21 protein-coding genes and 1 pseudogene are annotated in these 24242 nt (G+C 46.1%); 6 read left to right on the forward strand and 16 right to left on the reverse strand.

Going from position 1 to position 24242, the window contains the following annotated elements:
* Positions 1-159 precede the first annotated feature (159 nt).
* From CHRO_RS04965 to CHRO_RS05000, 8 genes are all read right to left on the reverse strand, one after another.
* Positions 160-642 carry a riboflavin biosynthesis intermediates N-glycosidase gene (locus CHRO_RS04965; RefSeq protein ID WP_015153085.1) on the reverse strand — a complete coding sequence of 161 codons (483 nt, stop codon included), beginning with the start codon at positions 640-642 and terminating at the stop codon, positions 160-162.
* A 264-nt stretch (positions 643-906) separates the two neighbouring features.
* Complete coding sequence (locus tag CHRO_RS04970; protein ID WP_015153086.1) at positions 907-1827, reverse strand: LysR family transcriptional regulator; 921 nt, start codon at positions 1825-1827, stop codon at positions 907-909.
* 278 nt (positions 1828-2105) lie between these two features.
* The gene (gene ccmO / locus CHRO_RS34710) at positions 2106-2894 is read right to left on the reverse strand and encodes a beta-carboxysome assembly protein CcmO (RefSeq protein WP_015153087.1); all 789 of its coding nucleotides are present in this window, start codon (positions 2892-2894) and stop codon (positions 2106-2108) included.
* A gap of 180 nt (positions 2895-3074) precedes the next feature.
* Positions 3075-3707 (reverse strand): beta-carboxysome scaffolding protein CcmN, encoded by a 633-nt coding sequence (gene ccmN / locus CHRO_RS04980; protein ID WP_015153088.1) that lies wholly within the window; start codon positions 3705-3707, stop codon positions 3075-3077.
* Between the two features lie 234 nt (positions 3708-3941).
* Positions 3942-5642: a beta-carboxysome scaffolding protein CcmM gene (ccmM, locus tag CHRO_RS04985; protein WP_015153089.1), complete on the reverse strand. Its 1701-nt coding sequence runs from the start codon at positions 5640-5642 to the stop codon at positions 3942-3944.
* A gap of 55 nt (positions 5643-5697) precedes the next feature.
* The gene (gene ccmL / locus CHRO_RS04990) at positions 5698-6012 is read right to left on the reverse strand and encodes a beta-carboxysome shell vertex protein CcmL (protein ID WP_015153090.1); all 315 of its coding nucleotides are present in this window, start codon (positions 6010-6012) and stop codon (positions 5698-5700) included.
* A gap of 6 nt (positions 6013-6018) precedes the next feature.
* On the reverse strand, positions 6019-6360 hold the full coding sequence (locus tag CHRO_RS04995) for a carbon dioxide-concentrating mechanism protein CcmK (protein WP_015153091.1): 342 nt from the start codon (positions 6358-6360) through the stop codon (positions 6019-6021).
* A 74-nt stretch (positions 6361-6434) separates the two neighbouring features.
* Positions 6435-6743, reverse strand: a complete 309-nt coding sequence (locus CHRO_RS05000; RefSeq protein WP_015153092.1) for a carbon dioxide-concentrating mechanism protein CcmK — start codon at positions 6741-6743, stop codon at positions 6435-6437.
* Between the two features lie 668 nt (positions 6744-7411).
* Between CHRO_RS05000 and CHRO_RS05005 the strand changes: the two genes are divergently transcribed.
* From CHRO_RS05005 to CHRO_RS31635, 4 genes are all read left to right on the forward strand, one after another.
* Positions 7412-9259 carry an NAD(P)H-quinone oxidoreductase subunit F gene (locus CHRO_RS05005; RefSeq protein ID WP_015153093.1) on the forward strand — a complete coding sequence of 616 codons (1848 nt, stop codon included), beginning with the start codon at positions 7412-7414 and terminating at the stop codon, positions 9257-9259.
* A gap of 138 nt (positions 9260-9397) precedes the next feature.
* On the forward strand, positions 9398-10894 hold the full coding sequence (locus tag CHRO_RS05010; protein ID WP_015153094.1) for an NADH-quinone oxidoreductase subunit M: 1497 nt from the start codon (positions 9398-9400) through the stop codon (positions 10892-10894).
* Positions 10895-11078: 184 nt separating this feature from the next.
* Positions 11079-12209 carry a CO2 hydration protein gene (locus CHRO_RS05015; RefSeq protein ID WP_015153095.1) on the forward strand — a complete coding sequence of 377 codons (1131 nt, stop codon included), beginning with the start codon at positions 11079-11081 and terminating at the stop codon, positions 12207-12209.
* A 70-nt stretch (positions 12210-12279) separates the two neighbouring features.
* Positions 12280-12429 (forward strand): hypothetical protein, encoded by a 150-nt coding sequence (locus CHRO_RS31635; protein WP_015153096.1) that lies wholly within the window; start codon positions 12280-12282, stop codon positions 12427-12429.
* Here the strand turns inward: CHRO_RS31635 and CHRO_RS35025 are convergent.
* Positions 12426-12677: pseudogene (locus tag CHRO_RS35025) on the reverse strand (IS110 family transposase); the annotation flags it as partial. The gene CHRO_RS31635 and the pseudogene CHRO_RS35025 overlap by 4 nt on opposite strands.
* 170 nt (positions 12678-12847) lie before the next feature.
* Here CHRO_RS35025 and CHRO_RS05020 point away from each other — a divergent pair.
* The gene (locus tag CHRO_RS05020) at positions 12848-13021 is read left to right on the forward strand and encodes a hypothetical protein (RefSeq protein WP_181245427.1); all 174 of its coding nucleotides are present in this window, start codon (positions 12848-12850) and stop codon (positions 13019-13021) included.
* A gap of 404 nt (positions 13022-13425) precedes the next feature.
* Here the strand turns inward: CHRO_RS05020 and psaI are convergent, their stop codons facing one another.
* The 7 genes from psaI to CHRO_RS05055 form a co-directional block, all read right to left on the reverse strand.
* Positions 13426-13581: a photosystem I reaction center subunit VIII gene (gene psaI / locus CHRO_RS05025; protein ID WP_015153097.1), complete on the reverse strand. Its 156-nt coding sequence runs from the start codon at positions 13579-13581 to the stop codon at positions 13426-13428.
* Positions 13582-13655: 74 nt separating this feature from the next.
* Complete coding sequence (locus CHRO_RS05030; RefSeq protein ID WP_015153098.1) at positions 13656-14207, reverse strand: photosystem I reaction center subunit XI; 552 nt, start codon at positions 14205-14207, stop codon at positions 13656-13658.
* Between the two features lie 259 nt (positions 14208-14466).
* Positions 14467-16689, reverse strand: a complete 2223-nt coding sequence (gene psaB / locus CHRO_RS05035; RefSeq protein WP_015153099.1) for a photosystem I core protein PsaB — start codon at positions 16687-16689, stop codon at positions 14467-14469.
* Between the two features lie 188 nt (positions 16690-16877).
* Positions 16878-19226 (reverse strand): photosystem I core protein PsaA, encoded by a 2349-nt coding sequence (gene psaA / locus CHRO_RS05040; RefSeq protein WP_015153100.1) that lies wholly within the window; start codon positions 19224-19226, stop codon positions 16878-16880.
* A gap of 610 nt (positions 19227-19836) precedes the next feature.
* Positions 19837-20787 (reverse strand): HetZ-related protein 2, encoded by a 951-nt coding sequence (locus CHRO_RS05045; protein WP_015153102.1) that lies wholly within the window; start codon positions 20785-20787, stop codon positions 19837-19839.
* 202 nt (positions 20788-20989) lie between these two features.
* A complete protein-coding gene (locus tag CHRO_RS05050; protein WP_015153103.1) occupies positions 20990-21664 on the reverse strand; it encodes a response regulator transcription factor in 675 nt (224 codons plus the stop codon).
* A 164-nt stretch (positions 21665-21828) separates the two neighbouring features.
* The gene (locus tag CHRO_RS05055; RefSeq protein ID WP_015153104.1) at positions 21829-22935 is read right to left on the reverse strand and encodes an ATP-binding response regulator; all 1107 of its coding nucleotides are present in this window, start codon (positions 22933-22935) and stop codon (positions 21829-21831) included.
* Between the two features lie 264 nt (positions 22936-23199).
* Between CHRO_RS05055 and CHRO_RS05060 the strand changes: the two genes are divergently transcribed.
* A complete protein-coding gene (locus tag CHRO_RS05060; RefSeq protein WP_041462833.1) occupies positions 23200-24234 on the forward strand; it encodes a cytochrome-c peroxidase in 1035 nt (344 codons plus the stop codon).
* Positions 24235-24242: the final 8 nt, after the last annotated feature.

A 24242-nucleotide genomic window follows, 5' to 3' on the forward strand; every position in this document is an offset into this window, starting at 1 on the left:
CTCAATAGAAGTTGGCTTTTCAATCTGCCAATTGAAGCTCTTTTGCTTCAATTACTAAATTATCACTATGAATTTTAAAGGTAATATGTTAGAAAATAATCTTTACCTTTTCGGTAAAAGTTAAGTTTTGAAAAGTGAATTGGGGGAATAGATAATAAGTTATTGGTAGTCGTGCAGCGCCCGATCGCCGATCTGAGCTATTTCTCGAATTTCCTGACGCACGCTCATCAAGATCTTCCCCAGATAGTTCTGACCCGTGCGATCGCAACCGCAGCCCCAATAGTAATCAGTCGGCGAGTTTTCTACCAGTAATTCGTCTCCAGTTGCAATCAAAATCGATTGAATATCGGGATAGGTCAGAAACTTCTGGCGCACGGCGACGTGCATGACCTGGGTTTTGACTTGTTCCCAATCGGAACGAACTTGAAGAGTGCGATCGCGTCCTAGTGCGGCAGCTTGCTCTGGTGTTGCCGCAGCATGAATGATAGGAATAATGGCTTCATTAGCACTACCGACAAATTTTTGTGCTTGATAATAATGCTCTACTGTTGACCAGTAAGTACCCTGGATGTCGATCGAGTGGGGTGAAAAGTTAGAAAAACACCCGTAGGGTTCGCATACCTTGTAAAAGTAGATTGCCATTCGATTAAATCGTTTTTATTTTTAAATACTTTCTTTAATCGATTATTACAGTTTCTTTGCAGACACCAAATCTATTCAGCCCAATTCAGAGGGGCGGATATAGCGTTCCCATTGAAATGCGATACGTTTGTAGGGGCGCAATATTTGTAGTAGGGGCGCACAGCTGTGCGCCCTACCGATCTGCAATCAAAAACTGCTTTGAGATCGGCGTGATGGACACCAATACCAATAAAAAGGAAATGAGAGATGCGATCGCCAGCGTCTCTACAGCGTTCCTTTTGTTTGTTCTACAATTTGCTGGGCAGCATTTAACAAATACTCAAAATAAGTACGGGCGACGACAGACATTTGCTTGCCAGCAGGATAAACCATATACCAGTTGCGCTCAATGGGAAAATATTCCACATCCAGCACGGTTAATTCTGGATTAGCGGATTCTGGGATGATGGTGTGGCGCGAGAGGACGGAAAGACCCAAACCCCCTGCGATCGCCTGCTTGATTGCCTCGTTACTGCCTAATTCGAGCTTAACTTTCAGTTTAATCCCCTGCTCGTCAAAGAGCTTCTGTACCGCCGTGCGCGTTCCCGAACCTGGTTCGCGCAGGATAAACGGTTCTTCGCTTAATTGTTGCAAGGAAATATTTTTTTCCCCTGCCAGCGGATGATTGGCTGGCGCAAGCACGACTAAGGGGTTTTCTAAAAATGGCTGGAAACCGATATCGAGATGTTCTGGTAGCTGACTCATGATATACAAGTCGTCCAGATTCTCCTTCAGGCGATCGACAATCCCTGAATGATTCGTTACCTGTAAGGCGATATCAATCCCTGGGTAAAGCTGGCAAAATGGTCCTAACAGGCGCGGTACGAAGTATTTGGCAGTGGTAATGACCGCAAGTCGCAATCTCCCCTGCTTCAAACCTTTCAAATCTGCTACCGTCATCTCAAATTGAGCGAGTTTCTCAAAAATTTCCCGACAGGTAGCAAATAGTTCTCGTCCTGCCTCCGTGAGGTAGAGACGCTTACCCACTTGCTCGAATAGAGGTAGACCGACCGCCTTGGTTAGCTGCTTCACCTGCATGGAAACAGTCGGTTGGGTTAAAAATAACTCTTCTGCGGCACGGGTAAAGCTACCATTGCGCGCCGCAGCTTCAAACACCTTTAATTGGTGAAGCGTTGCTTGCTTCACTGCTATTCTCCTAGCAGATTGAATTATAGATATGTACCTATAATACCTATTAAAAACTATGGCTTTTATTTATAGTGAATATGAGTTACCATTCTTTACAACTGAAAGAGCGTAAGATGACTTCCAAGCAGCGTTGCACGTCGCTATGGGGTGTAGGGAATTGATTTACTCTTCTCCTGTGAATGGTCTAGCCCACCAGCCGCAGAATTTCACCGACATTTCATCAGCGCGTGCGATGCTTTTCCTTAGTTCTTATGACGAGCTGTCAATAGCAGCAATTACAGATCGCGAGGGATGATTTCTTCTTCTTTAAGTGGCACGGGCAAATTAGCTAAATCTGGTAATTGTACGAGTTCTTTTTCCTTTTCCTTCTCCTTGATGGCGAGTGGTAGTTGTAAAGGTTGCTGTTGCTCGATCCAGCAGCTTGCCAGTGGTAAGGTCTGTTCTAAATCGTCCAAGGGTCTAGGAATCACCATCACGGCGTTGAGTTCGCCAATCCGTTCTGCCTCGTACATTCCTGCTTCTACAGCGACGGCAACATTAGATACGCTACCGCGAATGATGACGGTACACAACCCAGCTCCAATGCGTTCGTAGGAAGCAAGTTGCACGTCGGCAGCTTTGAGCATGGCATCGGCTGCACCTACCATTGCAGGAAATCCCCGTGTTTCTAGCAGTCCGACAGCTTGATGACTGAGGCGGCTGTAACCTCTTGCGGTCAATTGTTGCAAGCGCAGACCAATTGGTAATACAGCTTCTAGATTCGGCAAAGGGCGAGGTATGACTAATGAGGAAACTAATTCGCCAAAGCTTTCAGCCGTTGCCGCACCTTCCCTCACGGCGAGGCGAACATCGGCAGTACGACCGCGCACGATCGCCGTACAGTGCCCACCGCCAATTTTCTCGTATCCTACTAGGGTGACTTCAGCAGTCTTGAGCATCATGTCTGCCGTCCCGACAATTGCGGGAAAGCTGCGGGTAGATACCAAGCCTAAAGCCATTTCCTGAAAGTTTTGTACCCGATGTTCTTGCCCAGAAGTGGCGAACCCTTGATTCTGTGTCTGCATGGTAGATCTAACCGATTTTAGATTCTAGATTTTAGATTTTAAATGAGGATTTGTCGGTGCGTACCGCGACAACGCAAGTCAGAATAATTCTAAAATCGTCAGTCTGGGCATTTTCCGGCTTCATCCTATTTACAGATAAAGTTAATCCCATCCAAATTCCAAATCTAAAATTGCCTTGACTTAGGTTCCTTGAGATGGAGGAGTATCTGGTGGTGGTTGGTTCAATGATTGACTATGGGGAAACAACGTTGCCATCAACCGCGTGATGGAAGCTTTACCATAAACAATGCGATCGCCACTCGGTTGAGTTGGTTCTAGTTGACTTTGTGCCGATCCAGCCATCTGACCGTTAGACTCAGGTGTTGCTCCAAGTGTTGCCGATGTTGGTGGCGATGGCTGAGTTGCATCAGTTGGCGGTGTCGGTGCTGCTTCAACCTCAACAGTAGAATCTACCGTTAAGTGACGGCTGGTATCTCCTAGCAAAGAACCTGGAGGAATCACTTGTTTGGGAGCGACAGAACAATTAAAAACTGTCGTTGCCGCACCGACGCAAGCATTTGCTCCGATTGTAGCTTTACCTACCACTAAAACCCCAGCTCCGAGATTAACTCCCGTCTCGATCTCTACATTTCCGTCATGGGCGTGCAGCACGACTCCCATGCCAATACATACTCCTGCTGCAATAATAATTTTACTGTTTGGGTCGGCATGGAAAACTACCCCAGGAGCGATCGCTGCCGTGCGATCGATTATCACCTCGCCACTGATATGCGAATTAAAGTTACCAATTGGGTGTAGTGGCGATAAAGACATCTAGATTAAATCCTTTGAACGGGAGTCGGGAGTCGGGAAGCGGGTGGAGGGCGAGGTTTCCTCGCCATCGGAACCGCGTAGTCGGGAGTCGGAGAAGAGGAGGAAGACAAGGTGATGGAGATAGTGAGGGAATGAGTTATGTTGTTATTTCCCCTTGTCCTCTTGTCCTCTTGCCCTTCCTTAGCCCCTAGCCCCCCTTCTTTTTCCCTACTCCCTACTCCCTACTCCCTCATCTTATGGACGTTGGATAATCGTTTCCAGCACCCGTCGTTTTTGTTTAGAGTCAATCCCGACCAACCGGACGTATTCACCAGGGTGGTTAGCCAGACAAGTTTCCAGCGCGTTCACTACCTCTGACTCATTTCTGGTAGTAATCGGACTACAACTCTGCCAAGAACCAGTGCGGAAACGGCGTTGGTCTACGTGTTCCGAGCCAATTGTATGCCCAGCTGCCAATAGGTGGCGTACTTGGTCTACAATATCGCCCCCCAGCTTAGAACTCGTTACCCTACCCGAATTGGAACTACTGCCATTACCATATGAAGGAGCAGAGGCGTAGTTAGAATGACCTGCTGAATGACCTGCTGAGTGAGAAATCACTGGTCCGTCGGGACGCTGAATAATGGTTTCTAGTACCCGCTGTCTCCGTCTGGGGTCAACGCCGATCAAGCGCACGTACTCCCCTGAAAACTCAGCGAGGCTGGCTTCCACGGCTGAAATAACCTGAGATACCTGGTTAGAGTTAATTGTGCCGCAGCTAGCCCAAGAACCGGTACGGAAGCGGCGTTGGTCTACGTGTTCTGTCCCAACTTGATAGCCTTGTGCCAGCAAACCACGAATTTGCTCTACGGTCTCGGAATCGAGTTTGGAGCTGCCTGTCGAGCCTCCGCCATAGCTGCCACTGCTAGCCGCACTACTGCGGTAGCTGCTACTAGCTGGTGGTACGGTAACTCTCGCCGCGCCGTTACTTTGGATTAAGGCTTGTCCGTTAGGTCTTTGAATAATTGTTTCTAATACTCGTTGCCTGCGTCTGGGGTCAATCCCAAACAACCGGACGTATTCGCCTTCATGTTCTGCCAAACAAGATTCTAAAGCTGCGATCGCCTCTGACTCCGAGCGAGGTTCGAGTGGCGTGCAACTCTTCCACGTCCCAGTGCGGAAACGGCGCTGGTCTACGTGTTCTGTCCCGATTTTGTATCCTTGCGACAATAGGTGTCGCACTTGCTCCACTGCTTCTGTATTCAATCTTCTACCCATGATTCCACTAGCACTCCCATTAACGCCTTTATCCCCATCCGCTTGAGGTTGTGACAACTCGTCGCGAATGGGGGTGATGCAAGCCTTATCGTCAGCACAAAGATAACCCGATCGCAGCGCGTTATTGACCCCAATGACGTGACGCGCAAACTCTCGATCTACTTGTTGCACGTCGGGTAAGCGATCGGCTTGCTGTTGGTTGGTAATCGTCGCTCCCGAAGGTACGTACTTCCCAGCCGGGATTTCTACATCTTGGATCAGAACGTGCATCATGACAATGCAACCATTACCAATTCTGGCGTTGAATACGGTGGAACGAAAGCCGATGAAGCAATCGTCTCCTACGTATGCCGGTCCGTGAATCAACGCCATATGAGTAATGGAAGTATTTTTCCCGACCCATACCGAATATTGTTTGCCATCGTCCCCGATCACGCGACCTTGTTCCAGTCCGTGAATCACTACCCCATCCTGCACGTTCGTGCCTGCACCGATATGAAAAGGAGTGCCTTCATCGGCGCGAATTGAAGTTCCTGGCGCGATTAGGACGTTAGAACTGATATGGACGTTCCCAATCACGTTGGAAAAGGAATGTACGTATGCAGTTTCGTCAATCTGTGGCTCTGCCAAATTTTTTGACCAGGGGGTAGGCGGGGCAGCATAGCTGCGGGCTACCATACGTTAAAATCCTCTGAAATATCCTGTTGCTATGAATTGATTTTGCCGCGATCGCCTAAGGAAAGCTCGATCGGTCTTGCTCTCTTTTGCTGTACAGGTTGCGATTGTCTACGCTGACAGTATCGATAATTCCTACTACCAATGCATCTAGGGGACGCGATTGATTGCCGTCGATCTGACGGGCAGCACTGCCGCGACTAACTAAAACCCACTCATCTACACCAGCACCTATCCAATCGGCTGCTACCTCATATTTAGGTAGCAGGCGACCGTCAGCATCGATAAATTGCAACAACAGTAGCTTGGCTCCTCGCAAACTTGGTTCTTTGTGGGTACTGACAACCGTACCCCGAACTTGAGCGATTTGCATTCAGGGTTACGGTCTGTTGTAAGGACGGATACCGCTGACGCTCTCGCGGAACTGTTCTACAGCTTCTGTATAACGAATCGGCAGCACGTATTCTAGGTTTTCGTGAGGACGAGCGATGATGTGGGTAGACAAGACCTGTCCGCCATTCACGCGCTTGACGGAATCTATACCAGCGGATACCGAAGCTTGCACTTCCGAAACATCGCCTCGTACGATCACCGTGACTCGACCGCTACCGATCTTTTCATAGCCCACCAGAGTGACGCGAGCTGCTTTTACCATCGCGTCTGCTGCTTCCACAACTGCGGGGAAGCCCAACGTTTCAATCATTCCTACTGCGATTGCCATTTTGTTTTACTCCGTAACTGAAAGTAGCGTAAGGTTATCAAACTGAAAAACTGAAAGCTGAGGATTTATCGCGGCTAAGTGCGGAACTGTTCTACAGCCTCGGTATAGCGAATTGGCAGTACGTATTCGAGGTTTTCGTGGGGACGGGCAATGATGTGCGTGGAGAGAACTTCACCACCATTGACTCTTTTAGCTGCTTCAATGCCAGCGGAAACCGAAGCTTGTACTTCTGAAACGTCGCCCCGCACGATCACCGTGACGCGAGCGCTACCAATTTTCTCGTAACCCACTAGAGTGACACGGGCAGCTTTTACCATCGCATCTGCTGCTTCAACAACTGCGGGAAAGCCCTTGGTCTCAATCATTCCAACCGCGATCGGCATTTTTACTCTTCTCCTTGATGGCGCGTAAGTAAACCTAGTGGATTTAGTTTGACAGTAAATTTTTGACGAGAATACCCATTCTTAATTAGAAAAAAGTCTTCCTGAAATAAGCATAGGGAAGCTTTGCTCCCCTGACAATATAAATCATTATGATAATTTTGAATGAGAATGTTTAAAAAAACTTAACGGTGTATTTTCCGCTCGATCTGACATCTAAACCGCCCCTGTTTATCGCTATTCTACTTTTGTTTTATAATTTTTTAATTACATTTAGATAAAGCAAACTTATAACTCGGCAACTTCAGCCTCTAGAGCGATTGCCGAAGGTCACGTCTGATGGGTTTAGGAGTTTTTACTGACCGATCGCCACTGACCGACGAAATCTCGCCTGCTTGGGTGCTATAATTGCCTACACTCAAGCTAAATCAGTTTTGCACGAGTAATACAAAGAGTGAAATTTGGCAAGAGTGCAAATCATTTGAGAAAATACTTACCCGGCTACATTTTGTAAGGAAAAACTATTAATAACAAAAACATTCAGAGAACAAAAATAGTCCGAACGAGATTGACAAACAGAAATTAAAAAACTTCAAACGTCTCTACTGAGAAAACTAGAATTGCTCCCAAATAAAATTTTTTTTAGTTGCAAATAAGTAGGAAAATTGCAAATGACGCAGTTTTTATTCATAAATAGTTGGTGGGTTCCCTTCTACGGCTTGATTGGTGCAGTCCTCACCTTACCTTGGGCAATGGGGATAGTGCGTCGCACTGGACCAAGACCTGCCGCTTATCTAAACTTATTAATGACAGTGGTAGCTTTTATCCACAGCGTTATCCTCTTGAGGGATATGTGGAATCAAGAGCCACAGAGCTTTCTCTTTACCTGGTTCAAAGCTGCCGACTTAGATTTATCTTTTGCGTTGGACGTGTCGCCAGTTACCCTTGGTGCAGCAGTTTTAATTACTGGTTTGAGTCTGCTAGCACAAGTTTATGCCTTGGGGTACATGGAGAAAGATTATGCCATAGCGCGGTTTTTTGCTTTGTTCGGATTTTTTGAGGCAGCGCTATCGGGCTTAGCCTTGAGCGATTCATTGATCCTCAGTTACGCTCTATTGGAAATGCTGACGCTTTCTACCTACTTACTGGTAGGCTTTTGGTATGCTCAGCCATTGGTAGTGACGGCAGCAAGGGATGCCTTCTTAACCAAAAGAGTAGGGGACATACTGCTGCTAATGGGTGTTGTTACCCTTGCCTCCTTTGCAGGCAGCCTCAACTTCTCCGATTTATACGAGTGGGCGCAGACAGCTCAACTATCGCCTTTAACATCAACACTACTAGGCATAGCTTTAATTGCCGCCCCAGCAGGAAAGTGCGCTCAATTTCCTTTGCATTTGTGGTTAGACGAAGCAATGGAAGGTCCTAACCCCGCTTCCGTGCTGCGAAACTCGATGGTGGTATCAGGTGGTGCGTATGTTTTGTATAAATTGCAGCCCATATTAGCGCTCTCACCTGTGGCATCTCAAGCTTTGGTCATTCTCGGCACGATGACGGCAGTAGGAGCATCGTTAGTTTCGATCGCCCAAATTGATATTAAGCGGGCGCTGTCCCATTCCACTAGCGCCTACATGGGACTGGTCTTTTTATCGGTAGGTTTGCAACAGGGTGGCGTAGCGCTGATGTTGCTATTTACCCACGCGATCGCCAAGGCATTACTATTTATGAGTGCAGGCTCGATCATTGCCACCACGCACACCCAAGATTTAACGGAAATGGGAGGTTTGTGGTCGCGGATGCCTGCCACCACAACGGCTTTTGTCGTCGGCGCAGCCGGACTAGTGACGCTCATCCCTTTGGGTAGCTTCTGGGCAATGGTGCAATGGACAAACGGCTTTTGGATAGTTAGCCCTTGGGTTGTCGGCGTATTGCTCGTAGTTAATGGTTTAACGACACTCAATCTCACTCGCGTCTTCCGACTCGTCTTCTGGGGCGACCCGCAGCCAAAAACTCGTCGCGCTCCAGAGGTCATGTGGCATATGGCTTTACCTATGGTGTCGCTGACAATAGTAACTCTGCTAGTTCCGTTGATGTTACAGCAGTGGGGATTGTTACCGAGTTGGGAAAACATCAACTGGCAAGCAGTTACTCTCTTAATGGCATCAAGTGGATTAGGGCTGGCAATCGGCTCGACAATATACCTGCATAAAGCTTGGTCGCGACCCGTGCAATTGCAGTGGCGATTTTTGCAAGACTTGTTGGGCTACGATTTCTATGTAGATGAGGTTTACAAAGTCACCGTTGTTTTGGCAGTGAATTCGATCTCCAAAATTTCCGCCTGGATCGATCGCTACATCTTAGATGGCTTAGTAAATCTAGTTGGCATTGTCACCATCTTTAGCGGTCAAAGCTTGAAGTACACTATCTCCGGTCAATCGCAAGCCTATATGCTAACCATTCTCCTCGGAGTCGGTCTGCTCGGCTTAATTATCAGCTGGTCTTTAGGATACATTTTTCAGTAGATGGTGATTGGTAATTGGTAATTGGTGGTTGGCAATTGTGTATTGTCAATCGCGTCTTGCTATCAACTATTAACCGTTAACTATCAACTCTTACCCATTACCCATTACCCATTACCCATTACCCATTACCCAATTCCAATGCTCAGTGCTTTCATTTGCTTACCAGTCTTAGGTGCGGTGCTAATCTGGGTTTTGCCTCCAGGTGAGACCCGATCGCGCTATATTGCTCTAGCAGTTACTGCTGCTACATTTATTTGGAGTATTGTTCTCGGGTTTCGATTCGATCCGGCGGATGGTGCTTTTCAGTTTCAAGAAGCACTACCTTGGATAGATGCTTTGGGTTTGAGCTATCGCTTAGGCGTGGATGGATTATCTTTCCCATTATTGGTGTTGAATGGCTTACTCACTTGCGTTGCACTTTACAGCACCAATAACCAAGTGGCGCGATCGCGATTCTACTATTCTCTCATTCTGCTACTCAATACCGGTGTTGCTGGAGCTTTCCTATCTCAGGATCTCTTGCTATTCTTTCTGTTCTACGAACTGGAACTGATTCCCCTATATTTGTTAATTGCGATTTGGGGTGGCGCAAGGCGCGGCTATGCAGCGACGAAGTTTCTAATTTATACGGCAATTTCAGGCATTCTGATTTTAGCTGCCTTTTTGGGTTTGGTTTTATTAAGCGGTACGGGTTCTTTTGCTTACGAACCCTTACGCACGGCGGCGCTGGGTTTACCGTTGACAGCACAATTGATTTTACTAGGGGCAATTGTTGTCGGCTTCGGGATTAAAATTCCTTTGGTTCCTTTCCATACTTGGCTACCAGATGCTCACGTCGAGGCTTCTACACCCGTTTCCGTGCTGCTGGCAGGGGTATTATTGAAATTGGGAACTTATGGTTTGTTGCGCTTTGGCATGGACTTGTTACCGGAGGCTTGGGCAGCATTTGCCCCTTGGCTGGCAACTTGGGCAGTGGTCAGCGTGCTGTATGGGGCTTCCTGCGCGATCGCCCAAACTGATATGAAAAAGATGGTAGCCTATAGCTCTATCGGTCACATGGGATACGTGTTACTGGCAGCAGCGGCAGCGACACCTTTGAGTATTTTGGCGACAGTATTGCAAATGCTCAGTCATGGTTTAATTTCAGCACTCCTGTTTCTGCTGGTGGGAGTCGTTTACGAAAAAGCGGGTAGTCGCGATACTCAAGTGTTAAGAGGACTACTCAACCCCGAACGAGGTTTACCTGTCATTGGCAGCTTGATGATTTTAGGCGTAATGGCAAGCGCTGGAATTCCTGGTATGGTAGGATTTGTGGCAGAGTTTCTCGTGTTTCGCGGCAGTTTTCCCGTCTTCCCTACCCAAACTCTCCTCAGTATGGTGGGGACTGGTTTGACTGCGGTATATTTCTTACTCTTGGTAAACCGCGCCTTTTTCGGACGGCTATCGCCCCAGGTTGAGAATTTACCTAAAGTTTACTGGTCAGATCGCATCCCCGCGATCGCGTTAGCAATACTGATCGTCGTGTTGGGAATTCAACCGAGTTGGATGGCACGGTGGAGCGAACGGACAACTACAGCTATGGTAAATAATGTAGAGGCGATCGCTCATCTCGCAGTCAAGAATCCGCAATTGTAAATTGGTTTGAATAAAATCTGTCCCTACTATTGAGATTCATACCTGTAGGGGCAGATTTTGCTAACCAATGTGTGAAACAATAAAAAATAAAGTCTTGTTTTATCAAAAAAACACTTACCAAGCTCTTTGTACAGACGTTGCATTTCATGTCTGATAACTGATAACTGATTAACTAATACCTGATATGGTCAGCATCACTAACAAGCCTACCAGCCATCCTTTAGCAGAATACATTCAAAGGTTGCAAACAGGAGAAGCTCTACTTGCAGATACTCCTGAAAATGTTTTAGAAGTTGTAGGAATTCTCAAAAGCTACGGTGTGGTTTTAGATGCCTACTGGCGGAATTTAACATATATATCAGAAAATCAGTTTTTAGTCTTTTTCCCCTTCTTTAAGTATTTTAACGGTGAATTTTCTATTAGGAAATTGCTCCGTCATTGGTGGCACGATCGCATCAATTTTGAATACGCTGAATACTGCATGAAAGCTATGTTCTGGCATGGTGGCGGCGGTTTGGATGCTTATTTAGATACGCTGGAATTTAAAGAACGAGCAGCAGCAGCGATTCAGGCAAAGTTTAAAAATAATCCTTTGGTTTTGGGCTTGAACCAACTTTTCCCAGAATTTCTTCCAGAATTGGTACGTCAGCAAGCTTATTACAGTGGGTTGGGGCAATTTTGGCACATCATGAGCGATATGTTTTTGAAGCTGAGCGATCGCTACGATCGCGGTGAAATCAAAACTATTCCGCAGGTAGTCGAGCATATCTTAAATGGTTTGGTTGCCGATGCCAATACACCAATTACTTACACGGTGAAAATTAAAGGCAAACAGTACGAAATTATTCCCAAAAGTGCGGGTTTAACTTTCCTTCCCGATACAGCTGTACCCTACGTAGAGGCAGTTTTCTTCCGAGGCACGCCGTTTCAAGGGACAATTTCTTACAACGCTCAAGCACATCAAATTCCCCCCGATCAAGCGCGATTTGCTTATGGTGCGTTATATGCAGATCCGTTACCAATTGGTGGTGCTGGCATTCCTCCGACGCTGTTAATGCAGGATATGCGGCATTACTTACCCGAATATCTGCATGAAGTCTATCGGCGCACCAAGCGTGGAGAAGATGACTTGCGGGTACAAATTTGTATGACTTTCCAAAAGTCAATGTTCTGCGTCACCACAGCCGCAATTTTAGGGTTGATGCCTTATCCGGCAAATACTGAAGATCCGTCAGAACAGCGGGCAAATATAGCTTATCTCGAAAATTGGATGGATCGGTTTATGACTTCGCGCTTGTTGGAGGTAAATAGATAGAGGGTAAAAGGCGATCGCATGGCTTTAAGTTAGAGGAGGGGTGCGATCGCAATTTATTGTATTTCTGAGTATGACACAAGAATCTTTATCTGAAGAACAGCAAGCTAAACTAGCTGAAATTACTGAACTTGCCAAAATTGCAGAACAAAAAGCTAGAGAAATGAGCGAATTTGCTACAGCGATCGCTCAAAAATACCAACAACACTTATCCCTCTTCTAAGAAACCAGATTTTCTGATGGCTGAGGAATAAGCTCAAAACCAAAAGCCTGGGCTTTTTTGTGAAGGTTGTTGACCATTCGCTCGCGATAACGCAGCTCATAATAATCCATGCCAGGATCAGTGTAATCTGCTCCGGTTGTCCAAAGTTGGTAAAAAATCCGCGCAATTTTGTGAGCAGTAGCAGTAATAGCTTTAGGAGAGCCAAGTCGAGAACGTAAACGCCGATAAAACGCACCTAAAAACGTTTTGAATACTCAGTTATACGTATTAATTACTGGTTGTCGATGGTGCGACATACCACGAGGGGCGCAATGGGCATCAAAGAGTTCTGCCCACCGATGGCAAAGCGCGATGGTATGAAGACGGAACACTGGAAAAACTAAAAAGACGGATTTTGGCATTGGCAGAGGAAAAGGGAATGATCGACTGGAAGTACGGAGCCGAGGCGCGGCTCTTTTTCCCCCGCAAACGGCATCTGGGAGGGAAAAAGCCCAAGGGCAGACCAATCAAGGAAGTTGTACCGCGCTATCAACAGGAGCGCTCTTTCTCCTGGTTTCAACGCAAGTATAGAAGACTCGTTGTTCGAGCTTGAACGCCTGAAAGTGTGTTTTGATGCTTTCCTTCTCCTCGCCACATCCTACGTCTGGTTTCCCAAGTTAGTGGGATAGGTTCTTGCAAGTTTTTCCGATTCCAGAACTTAAACGTGGCTTCTTCAAACTGATGGCTTATATGAATGACTTCCATACTGTCCCAATTACTTATGTTCAGCTAAATTCCGCTTAACTTCTACTTTTATTCTGCTAGTGTGACAGAAGAAAGATAACTAAAAATTGGTTTTCCTGTAGAGACGTTACATGTAACGTCTCTACAGGAAAAAATTTGTAAAGCAAATAGAACTGACAGGGTTTCTTGCCTCTTTTATAAGAGAGATTAGAGAGGATACTCAAGCTCTTTGCCTCACAAACCGAGATATATTAGTTTTCTCTCTCTTTGCAATCATACTTCTTCGTCAGCCGTTCCTGCTTCTTTTTCAATCCAAATAAATATTAGGGCAAATACTGGAAACGGCAAAATATAAAATATTAAAGGAATCATAATCCAAGGCAACCACGAAGCAGCATAAGACCCTGTTAATTGTGTCATATCTACCATGATGCTATTCTCCAGTTTTTATTGGCAATTGGTAATTGATAAGGTGTGTAGGATGGGCAATGCCTACCTCCGCACTAATTAACATTAACCCCACCCCGCAAAATTGAGTCTAGAGCATCGAAGTTTTCTAGTAGTAAATAAGCAAATACAGCTCCTCCCATTGCTCCTAGAAAAATTCCACCATTTAATTGATACCATTCATCGCGATTGCGTAACGGTCTGAGTGAATCTTTAGAAGTAGAGCCATAAGCACCTCTAGGATCGCCTTGGAAGGTCGTGATTGCAAAAATAGAAATTCCCAAACAAGCTGATACAGCTATATATATTGCTGTAATCAATCCACTTAAATTAGCACCATGAGCTGTCTCTCGTAATGGTCCAACCACAACCTCTGGTCCCACTAGAAAATAGCCGTGAGCCATGCCAATTTCTAAACCACGCATAAAAGGAGTGAGTCCTTTGCGATAGGCAGGAAGATTGTTAATAAAAGCTCTAGCTAAGGGAGAATCGGTAATAGCTGTAGAGAAATTACTGTTAAACGGATCTCCTTTATAGGGTTGAACGGGATCGGTATCGAGCCTATAGTTCAATTTTGATTCTACAGATGGATTTGCAGTATTAGTCATTTTTGATTTTCTCCTAATTAAAGTTGTCGATCCTCCGATCTTGCTTCTTATGTGCGACTTCTCAAATAAGCATTTTTTTATGAGTTGTAACGCAGATAAACGCGAATATAGAAAGCATTAACTCATGGTTTTCAAAGAACTCTCCTGGTACGTCCACCGGGAGAGGAGAGTCTAAATTCGCAACTGATAAAGCCAATTTCTAGGGCAGAAACAACAAATGTATTTCTTGTAGAATCTGCCCTAAAATTTTTGCTCTAGGCTAGCCAAATTTTCCAGCCGTTGACGCAATCAAGAAAGCACCATAGGTAGCAATATAGCCAACGGTGAAGTGAGTCAAGCCAACTAGACGAGCTTGAACGATAGATAATGCTACAGGCTTATCTCTCCAATATCCGAAAGATAATGGTGTTTTTTCGTGCGCCCAGACCAGAGTTTCAATCAATTCTTGCCAATAACCCCGCCAAGTAATTAAGAACATGAAACTCACAGCCCAAGCCAGGTGACCCCAGAGAAACATCCACGACCAAATAGCTAGACTATTCGTACCGTATGGGTTGTAACCATTAATCAACTGAGCAGAATGCAACCAGAGGTAATCTCGGAACCAACCCATGAGATAGGTGGAAGACTCATTAAATTGAGCTATATTCCCTTCCCAAATTGCTAAATGTTTCCAGTGCCAATAGAAAGTGACCCAACCCAAAGTATTGAGCATCCAGAACACGGCTAAATAAGAAGCGTCCCATGCAGAGATATCGCAAGTACCACCGCGACCGGGACCATCGCAGGGGAAGGCATAGCCGAAGTCTTTTTTGTCGGGCATCAGCTTGGAACCGCGAGCATCTAAGGCACCTTTGACCAGAACTAAAGTGGTGACGTGCAAACCAAGGGCGATCGCGTGGTGAACGTAGAAGTCTCCAGGTCCAATCGTCAAAAACAAGGAGTTCGTCGTGTTATTGACCGCATCTAACCATCCCGGTAGCCAAACATTAGCATGGTTGGGCCAAGCTGTAGAAGCAATACTATCTGGGTTTGATAACAGCGTATTAAACCCGTATAACGCCTTACCATGAGCTGCTTGGATAAACTGAGCGAACACTGGTTCGATCAGCACTTGCTTTTCTGCCGCACCAAAGGCAACTTCTACATCGTTGTGGACGTATAAGCCTAGAGTGTGGAAACCCAGGAAAAGAGACACCCAAGACAAGTGGGAAATAATCGCTTCTTTGTGACGCAGCATCCGATCTAGGACATTACCCTTGTTTTGTTCTGGATCGTAGTCTCTGATCCAAAAGATACCAGCATGGGAAAATGCCCCTACCATCAAAAACCCAGCAATGTACTGATGATGGGTATACAGTGCTGCTTGAGTCGTGAAGTCCTGCCCGATGAAAGCGTAGGGTGGCATCGAATACATATGCTGTGCTGTCAAAGAACTTGCTACACCCAAAGCAGCTAAAGCAAAAGACAGTTGGAAGTGAAGCGAATTATTGATCGTGTCGTACAATCCTTGGTGCGGTAAGTTGAAAGGACCTTCAACCTTTGCCCCAAAAAAAGATTTGGAGTTCAGCATCTCTTTGATGCTGTGACCGATCCCCCAGTTGGTACGGTACATGTGTCCGGCAATTATGAACAAGACGGCGATCGCCACGTGGTGATGCGCCATATCCGTCAACCATAAAGATTGAGTTTGAGGATGAAAACCGCCCAAAAACGTCAGAATTGCCGTTCCTGCACCTTGAGAACTGTTAAACACATGTTGAGCCGTATCGGGATTCTGGGCGTAAGCGCTCCAATTTCCTGTAAAGAACGCACCCAAACCCGCTGGATGCGGCGGGGTAAACAAGAAGTTATCCCAACCCACATGTTGCCCGCGAGATTCGGGAATTGCAACGTGAATTAAGTGAGCCGCCCAAGCTAGGGAACTGACACCGAACAAACCAGCTAGGTGATGATTCAAACGTGGTTCGGCACTTTTGAACCAACCGAGAGTAGGACGATATCGAGGTTGGAGGTGCAACCAACCAGCAAACAAGAACAAAGCTGCGAGTAAAAGTAAGAAGATCGCACCAACATAAAGTTCGTTGTTCGTCCGCATCCCGATCGTGTACCACCAGTGATAAACACCGGAATAGCAGATATCGACTGGGTTAGTTGCTCCGGCTCTCGTAAAAGCCTCGATCGCGGGTGGACCAAATTGAGCATCCCAAATCGCATGGGCGATCGGACGCACATTTAAAGGGTCTTTAATCCACTGCTCGAAATTGCCTTGCCAAGCGACGTGAAACAAAACCCCCGATGCCCACAGAAAGATAATCGCCAAATGACCGAAGTGAGAAGCAAAAATCTTTTGATAAAGATTCTCCTCCGTCATGCCATCGTGGAGTTCAAAATCGTGAGCAGTCGCCATCGCATACCAAATACGACGGGTCGTAGGGTCTTGAGCAAGGTCTTGGCTAAATTTTGGAAATTTTGTAGCCATATTCTTTGTTTCGGTTCAAATTTATTTGATTGGTAATTGGTAATTGGTAATTGGTAGTTGGTAGTTGTTTGATTTCGACTTTTGATTTTTGTACGGGCGGGTGCGCGCAAATAGGTTGACAACCTTAAGTGAAAATTTTTGGTCAAAACCCGCCCCTACGTCTTCTCATTACCCATTACCCATTACCACTAACCAATTGCCGACATGCGAGCGAGGAAGAATGCCCAGGTTGTCACAATTCCTCCTAAGAGGTAGTGAGCGACACCAACAGCTCGACCGTGGACGATGCTCAAAGCACGCGGCTGAATTGCTGGGGCAACTTTTAATTTGTTGTGCGCCCAAACGATCGATTCGATCAGTTCTTGCCAGTAGCCCCGACCGCTGAACAGGAACATGAGGCTAAAGCCAAAAATGAAGTGTCCGGCTAGGAACATCAGACCGTAGGCAGACAGGGATGAGTTGTAAGACTGAATCACCTGTGCCGATTGCGCCCAGAGGAAATCGCGCAGCCACCCGTTATTGGTAATCGACGAGGTAGCAAAGTTACCTCCGGTCAAGTGCGTGACAATGCCATCTGAATCGACCGTTCCCCAAACATCTGATTGCATCTTCCAACTAAAGTGGAAAACTACCATTGACAGCGAGTTGTACATCCAGAATAGACCCAGGAAGACGTGATCCCAAGCCGATACTTGACACGTACCACCGCGACCTGGACCATCACAAGGGAAGCGGAAGCCCAAGTTTGCTTTATCTGGAACCAAACGCGAACCACGGGCAAATAGTACGCCCTTAAATAGTACGAGTACCGTGACGTGAATTGTAAAAGCGTGGATGTGGTGGATCAAGAAGTCTGCCGTACCCAGTGCGATCGGCATCATGGCGACTTTACCACCAACTGCAACCATACCACCACCCCAAGCGTAGCTGACGGGTGCGCCGATGCCTGGAGCTGTCGTACCGAGTCCTGAGAGTTCGATTCCCCGCACGCCACCAAAGACATCACCCAAGGGTTGAGCCACCTGCGCCGCTCCCACGGCTGCGGTGTGGATGTGCTGAATCCACTGGGCAAAAATTGGTTGTAGCTGAATTCCCGTATCTGAGAACATATCTTGGGGACGACCGAAAGCTCGCATGGTGTCGTTGTGGCAGTACATAGCAAAGCTATGAAAGCCTAAAAACTGACAAACCCAAGCGAGGTGAGAAATAATGACATCGCGGTGACGGAGGGTTCGATCTAATATGTTGTTGACGTGATGGGCTGGATCGTAGTCCCGTACCATGAAAATAGCTGCGTGGGCTGCGCCACCGACGATACAGAATCCGGCAATCCAGACGTGGTGAGTAAATAGAGACAGGGCAGTAGCGTAATCTGTTGCTAGGTAGGGATAGGGAGGCATAGCATACATGTGGTGCGCCACCAGTAGGCTAGCCGTTCCAAACTGTACTAAGTGGATAGATAGATTAGCGTGCCAAGAAGTCTCGAAGATTTTATCGAGTCCCTCATGACCCACGGGACCGATAAAGTTTAAAAATGGCAGCATGTTGGGAGATTTGGCATCATCCAACATTTCTTTGAAACTGTGACCGATACCCCAGTTAGTGCGGTAGAAGTGTCCGGCAACGATGAACAGCACCGCAAGCGCTAAATGATGGTGAGCGGTATCTGACAACCACAGACCACCCGTGACCGGATTCAGACCACCTTTAAAGGTAAGGAAATCGGCATATTGTCCCCATTGCAGGGTAAAGAAGGGTACTAAACCTTTGGCAAAGCTGGGATATAACTCTGCCATTAAGCTTGTATTCAAAATGAATTCGTGAGGCAGGGGAATATCTTTAATAGCGACCCCAGCATCCAATAGTTTGTTAACGGGCAAAGCAACGTGAATTTGATGCCCTGCCCAACCCAGGCAACCCAAGCCTAGCAATCCTGCTAAGTGGTGGTTCATCATCGCTTCCCAATTTTGAAACCATTCCAATTTGGGAGCGCGTTTGTGATAGTGGAACCAGCCAGCAAAGAGCATTATCGCTGCCATTACCAAACCACCGATCGCGGTACAGTAAAGCTGAAAAGTATTAGTAATGCCAGCAGCCCGCCAGAGTTGAAATAGTCCTGACGTGATTTGAATTCCGTGGAAGCCACCACCAACATCGGCATTTAAAATATCTTGACCGACAAGCGACCAAACTACCTGGGCGCTGGGTTTAACACCAGTTGGATTTGCCATCCAAGCTTCAAAGTTGGAGAATTTCGCGCCGTGAAAGTACATGCCACTCAGCCAGATAAATATAACAGCTAAGTGACCGAAATGGGCAGCGAAAATCTTGCGGGAAATATCTTCTAAATCGCTGGTATGAGTGTCGAAATCGTGAGCATTAGCATGGAGGTTCCAGATCCAAGTAGTCGTTTTGGGACCTCTAGCAAGAGTGCGATCGAAGTGTCCTGGTTTTGCCCATAACTCAGGTGAGGTAGGAACCGGATCGTTATCGACCACAACCCTTACTTTTTGCTCTCGCTCTGGAGTAATTGTCATTAAATTCCTCCTTGGTTATACGAGAAACATAATTGGTCATTGGTCATTGGTCATTGGTCATTGGTCATTCGCGAGAGATAGTTTTGACTTTTGACTTTTGACTTTTGACTTTTCAATCGCTAGTTAATAGAGAAAAAAGCCAGAGTTCGATCGCAAGTTACACCGGATAGCGTGATAACTTACTTTGTTTCTGGCAATGAAAGACTCCGAGGAGTTTAGTTTGTTTGGCTGTTGTCTTAATCTGAGTATTCAAACTCAAGCACTAGCATCTTTATCTTTTTGGAGAATAGGAAAAAAAAATGAAGAACTAATGAAGAAAGGTAGTAGCTTAATAAAAGCTTACATTTTTGCTGTATAGTTTCTGACTATAGGAATCCGGTTTGATTGTTGAAAAAATCTCAGTAACGCACCAAAAACTGAGAGTGATGCGTTACGCTGAAGTTTTTTTGTATACTACTACTCCCTGCTCTCTGCTCCCTTATCCCTATTCGGTCAAAAGTCAAAAAAACTGATGCTATATGATGATGTAAAGATGTGCAAGCACTCTTGAGTCAAAGATCCGCAACGGCGAAAAGAAAATGAGCAAGGCATCCCGAGCGGCTGGAAGTCTTCAACTTTGGTGTTCGGCAACTTTTGCTTTCAGCCAGTTAGCTACGAGTTCTGGTTGTTTTTTCTGGGCAAAAGTTCGTCCTGCATGGTAGCAGACTTTTTCCCGCAGTCGGTAAACTTGTCGCACGTCCAAATTTAATTGATTGGCGATCGCCTGCTGCGATTTACCTTGGAGATAAAGCTGCAACCACTGTACTGCTTCCATCCCTAGTTTTACCTGCAAATAATCGGACAATTCTTGTTTGACAGCATCGTGCATCGCTTTTTGTTCTGCCTCGGTTTCAGCCTCTTGATATGCAACTAAGGCATGGTTATCCAGCCAGCTGAAAGAATTGTCGCTTTCCTCCGTGAAAAATTCGTCTGACACGAGTTGTAATTGCTCGCTGTTAGGTGAGTAAGTGATTCCTCCCCGTGCCGTACGCTGTAAATAGTCAATCGTCCGATAGACTAACAGAGGTCGATCGCGGATCGGACGCATGGAATATTCTTCTATACTGGCGAATAGTAAAGCACTACGGAGTTGGAAATTGTTTGTACACTGGGCAATCCAGGCTACTTGTTGTTGAATGTAGCGATCGCGCAGCAATAATTCCTGCAAGACTTCTTGAATGACATCTACCACAGTGCGGTGGCGATCGCGACTGAGGGCAACTAAAGCGCGAACTTTGTGCCGCAGTACCAATAAACTACTCAAACGACTGATGAGGCGGCGATAAGCTCGTTCTGGTGGTATGCCTAAATAACGCTTTTGCAGAATTCGATAGCGAAATGACAATGCTTGTTGAGTCACGTGTAGTTGAGCTGAAGTCAGGTTGTCAAATCGTTCTAAGTCGTCGCCAAGCAACCACCGAACAATACTGTCTCTATTGGCTACACTGGCTTGCGGGTAGTCTTCAGCTAACTGCGATCGCCATGTCTGTGTTAGTTGTGCCATTGTAATTTTGGACATCATCCGACTACCTCCTATGCTTGCTCCTTGTCATACTGTCGCAATGGTTCTAATTTACGAGCAGCAAAGGTGCGATCGCATCGAATAAATGTCATTTTTCTACCATTACATTTGTCATGGCAAGAGAGTGGCTAGTGGTTAGTGGCTAGTGGCTGGACTCAATTCTCGTCACTAGCCACCAGCCACTAGTCACTGATAACTGTCCCTACTCTTTCAACCAGGAGAGAAATGCATTGGCAATAATTGCGGCTTGGGTGCGATCGCGTAAATCCAAGCGTGTCAAAATTCGAGAAATATGATTTCTGACTGTCCCTTCAGAAAGAAAAAGCGTCTGAGCGATTTCTCGATTGCTAGCACCTGCGGCGATTTGGCGTAACACCTGTCGTTCGCGTTGCGTTAGTTCTGTAAATCCTGGTGGCGGTTCTTCTGGGGATGGAGTTGGTGCTGGGGAGGGTGTCGTGGGAGCAATTTTTTCGATAATGCCAGGACCAAATTGAGTATATCCTTTATGAACGCTGCGGATGGCTTCTGCTAGTTCCTCCGCAGGAGTGTCTTTCAATAAATATCCCTTTGCACCAAAGCGTAGAGCTTCCGATACATAATTGGCATCGTCAAATGTAGTTAGAACTAAAACTTTAATATTGGTAAATTCCTGGCACATTTGTTGAGTTGCCGTCACGCCGTCCATAACTGGCATCCGAATATCCATGAGGACAATATCTGGTGGATCGGATTGGGCGTATAGCGATCTGACTGCGTCAATTGCTTGCTGTCCGTTACTAGCTTCTCCCACTACTTGCAAGTCAGGTTTAATTTCCAGCAAGGTTTTCAAGCCGCGTCGGACGATTTCTTGATCTTCAACTAGTAGCACCCGGATCATTTTAATTGGTAATTGGTAATTGGTAATTGGTAGTTGGTAATTGGTATTTATACTATTCACCACGCACCAGACACTACTCTCGATCTCTACTCCCGACTCCGGTACGGGCGGGTTTATCCGCAGAACTCTTTGTTTTACTAAAAGTATGCTCTAAAAACCCGCCTCTACACGACTCCCTCATTTCTAGGAAATCTGGCTGTAATTCTACATCCTTTGCCAGGTGCGCTGGTAATTTCTAACTGTCCTCCAACCGCTAGCACTCGTTCGCGCATTCCCTGCAATCCAAAGCCATTCTGGTTTTCATCTGCACAAAAGCCGCCACCATTATCTTGCAGCTTCAGTGATAGCTCGGTGGGCGTGGTTTGAATTTGTAACTGAACAGATGTAGCTTTTGCATGTTTGCAGATATTTGTCAATCCTTCTTGCACAATTCGATATACCACAGTATTTACTGAGTTAGAAAAGGGAAGGGAGAGATCGAGCTGACACTCAGGGGCAATGCCTGTTGTGTGATGAAATTCTGCGATTAAGGCAGCGATCGCCCGATCTAATAATTGACCTTGCAGCGGATCTGACCGAATATCTGTTACCGAACGGCGCACGGCATTTAATGCCTCAGTGCCTAGTTTTTTTGCTTCGCCCAGAAACTCAAAAGCGCGATCGGGTGCTGTTTGCCAAAGCGTTAGCGCGGTTTCCATTTGAATGTTGAGTCCGACTAAAATATGTCCCAGAGAGTCGTGAATGTCACGGGCGATGCGATGGCGTTCTTCTATTGCAGTCATTGCTTCGATCCGCTGGTTTAACATCCGTTCCTGTTCCAAGGCGCGGCGGAGATCGGCTTCTGCTTGCTGCAAGCGATCGTTTTGGGTTTGTAATGCTACTTGCATCCGACGTAAAGATAGCTGCGTTTCAATGCGGGCGAAGACTTCCTCTTCTTGAAATGGTTTGGTGATGTAATCGACTCCACCAAATGTAAAGGCTTTGACTTTATCCAAAACTTCGTTTAACGCACTGATAAAAATGATGGGAATATTTTGAGTCAGATGATTTGCTTTGAGGCGCTGACAAACTTCATACCCGTTCATTTCAGGCATATTAATATCTAATAAGATCAAGTCTGGGGGCTGTGCCTGCGCTCCCATTAAAGCCGCCGATCCGCTCATCACTGCGCGTATTTCATAACCGCGATCGCTCAACATAGCAGATAATAACCGTAGGTTATCCGGCTTGTCATCGACGATCAGAATATCTCCATTTTTCTTATTCTGCATAAAAATAATCGACTCGTCTGATAATTATATAGCGGGTCTAAACAGCGAAGTAAAATTTCTATCAGGACTGTCAATGGTTAACGATCGATGGTCAGCCACTATTAACTATTAATAGCCTTGACAAAATGTTCGCAAATCAAATAGAAACGCTATATAGCAGTTCTAAATGATTTGTAAAGCGGGCTTCTAGCCTGCGGCAAGCTAGAAGCCCGCCCCACGTTCATGAATCAAATAGAAACGCTATATAACAAAAACCTCTTATTAATGACTAAGCAAGTTCTTCGCAGGATATATCTTGTTGCATTGGTATTTTTGGCAACATTGGTAGCCATTTGGTGGCAACGCATCCAAACGCCCCAACCAATGAGAGAAGCTGTGTTTGAACGCATAGAAACCGTACAAGTCGATGAACCGATTCAACCAATTCCACTCCAGATTTCCTTGGATCGAGGTAAGGTGGCGTTGGGCGAGCAACTGTTTCACGAGCCGCGACTCTCCTCAGATAATAAAATTTCTTGCCTCAGTTGTCACGCTCTCAATCGCGGGGGGGCAGATAACAAGGCTTTTTCAATTGGCGTGAATGGTAAAGTAGGTAACATTAATGCTCCAACTGTATATAATTCAGCATTTAATGCTTACTTGAATTGGAATGGTAAATTTGCCACGTTGGAAGACTTCACCACAGCCGTGATTCAAAATCCAACAGCAATGGGAATTGAATGGCAAGTTTTGCTGCCAAAGTTGCAACGGGTTCCAGACTATGTACGGGCGTTTAACCAAAATTATCCTGATGGTTTGACAGCCACAAATGTTGTAGATGCGATCGCCACTTATTTGCGATCGCTATACACTCCCAATTCGCGCTTCGATCGCTACTTACGCGGCGATAAATCTGCGATTAATGCTACAGAAAAAGAAGGCTATCGACTATTCCAAGCTTACGGTTGCGTTAGTTGCCATCAAGGAATGAATGTGGGAGGCAATTTGTTTCAAAAGTTTGGCATTATGGGCGACTATTTTCGCGATCGCGGTAAGATTACGAAAGTAGATTTAGGGCGCTATAACGTCACTCAAAATGAGGCGGATATGTTTGTCTTTCGCGTCCCTAGCCTCCGCAATGTTGCCTTAACAGCACCCTATTTTCACGATGGTTCCGCTCGGACGTTAGAACAAGCAATTAATATCATGGCAAAGTATCAACTAGGGCGATCGCTTTCTGCTAAAGATACCCAGTTAATCGTTCAGTTCCTCCGCACTCTCACGGGAGAGCATTCTGAATTAAAATCTGGCGATCGGTAATTGGTAAT

It is taken from the genome of Chroococcidiopsis thermalis PCC 7203 (assembly GCF_000317125.1).
Taxonomy (GTDB): Bacteria; Cyanobacteriota; Cyanobacteriia; order Cyanobacteriales; family Chroococcidiopsidaceae; genus Chroococcidiopsis; species Chroococcidiopsis thermalis.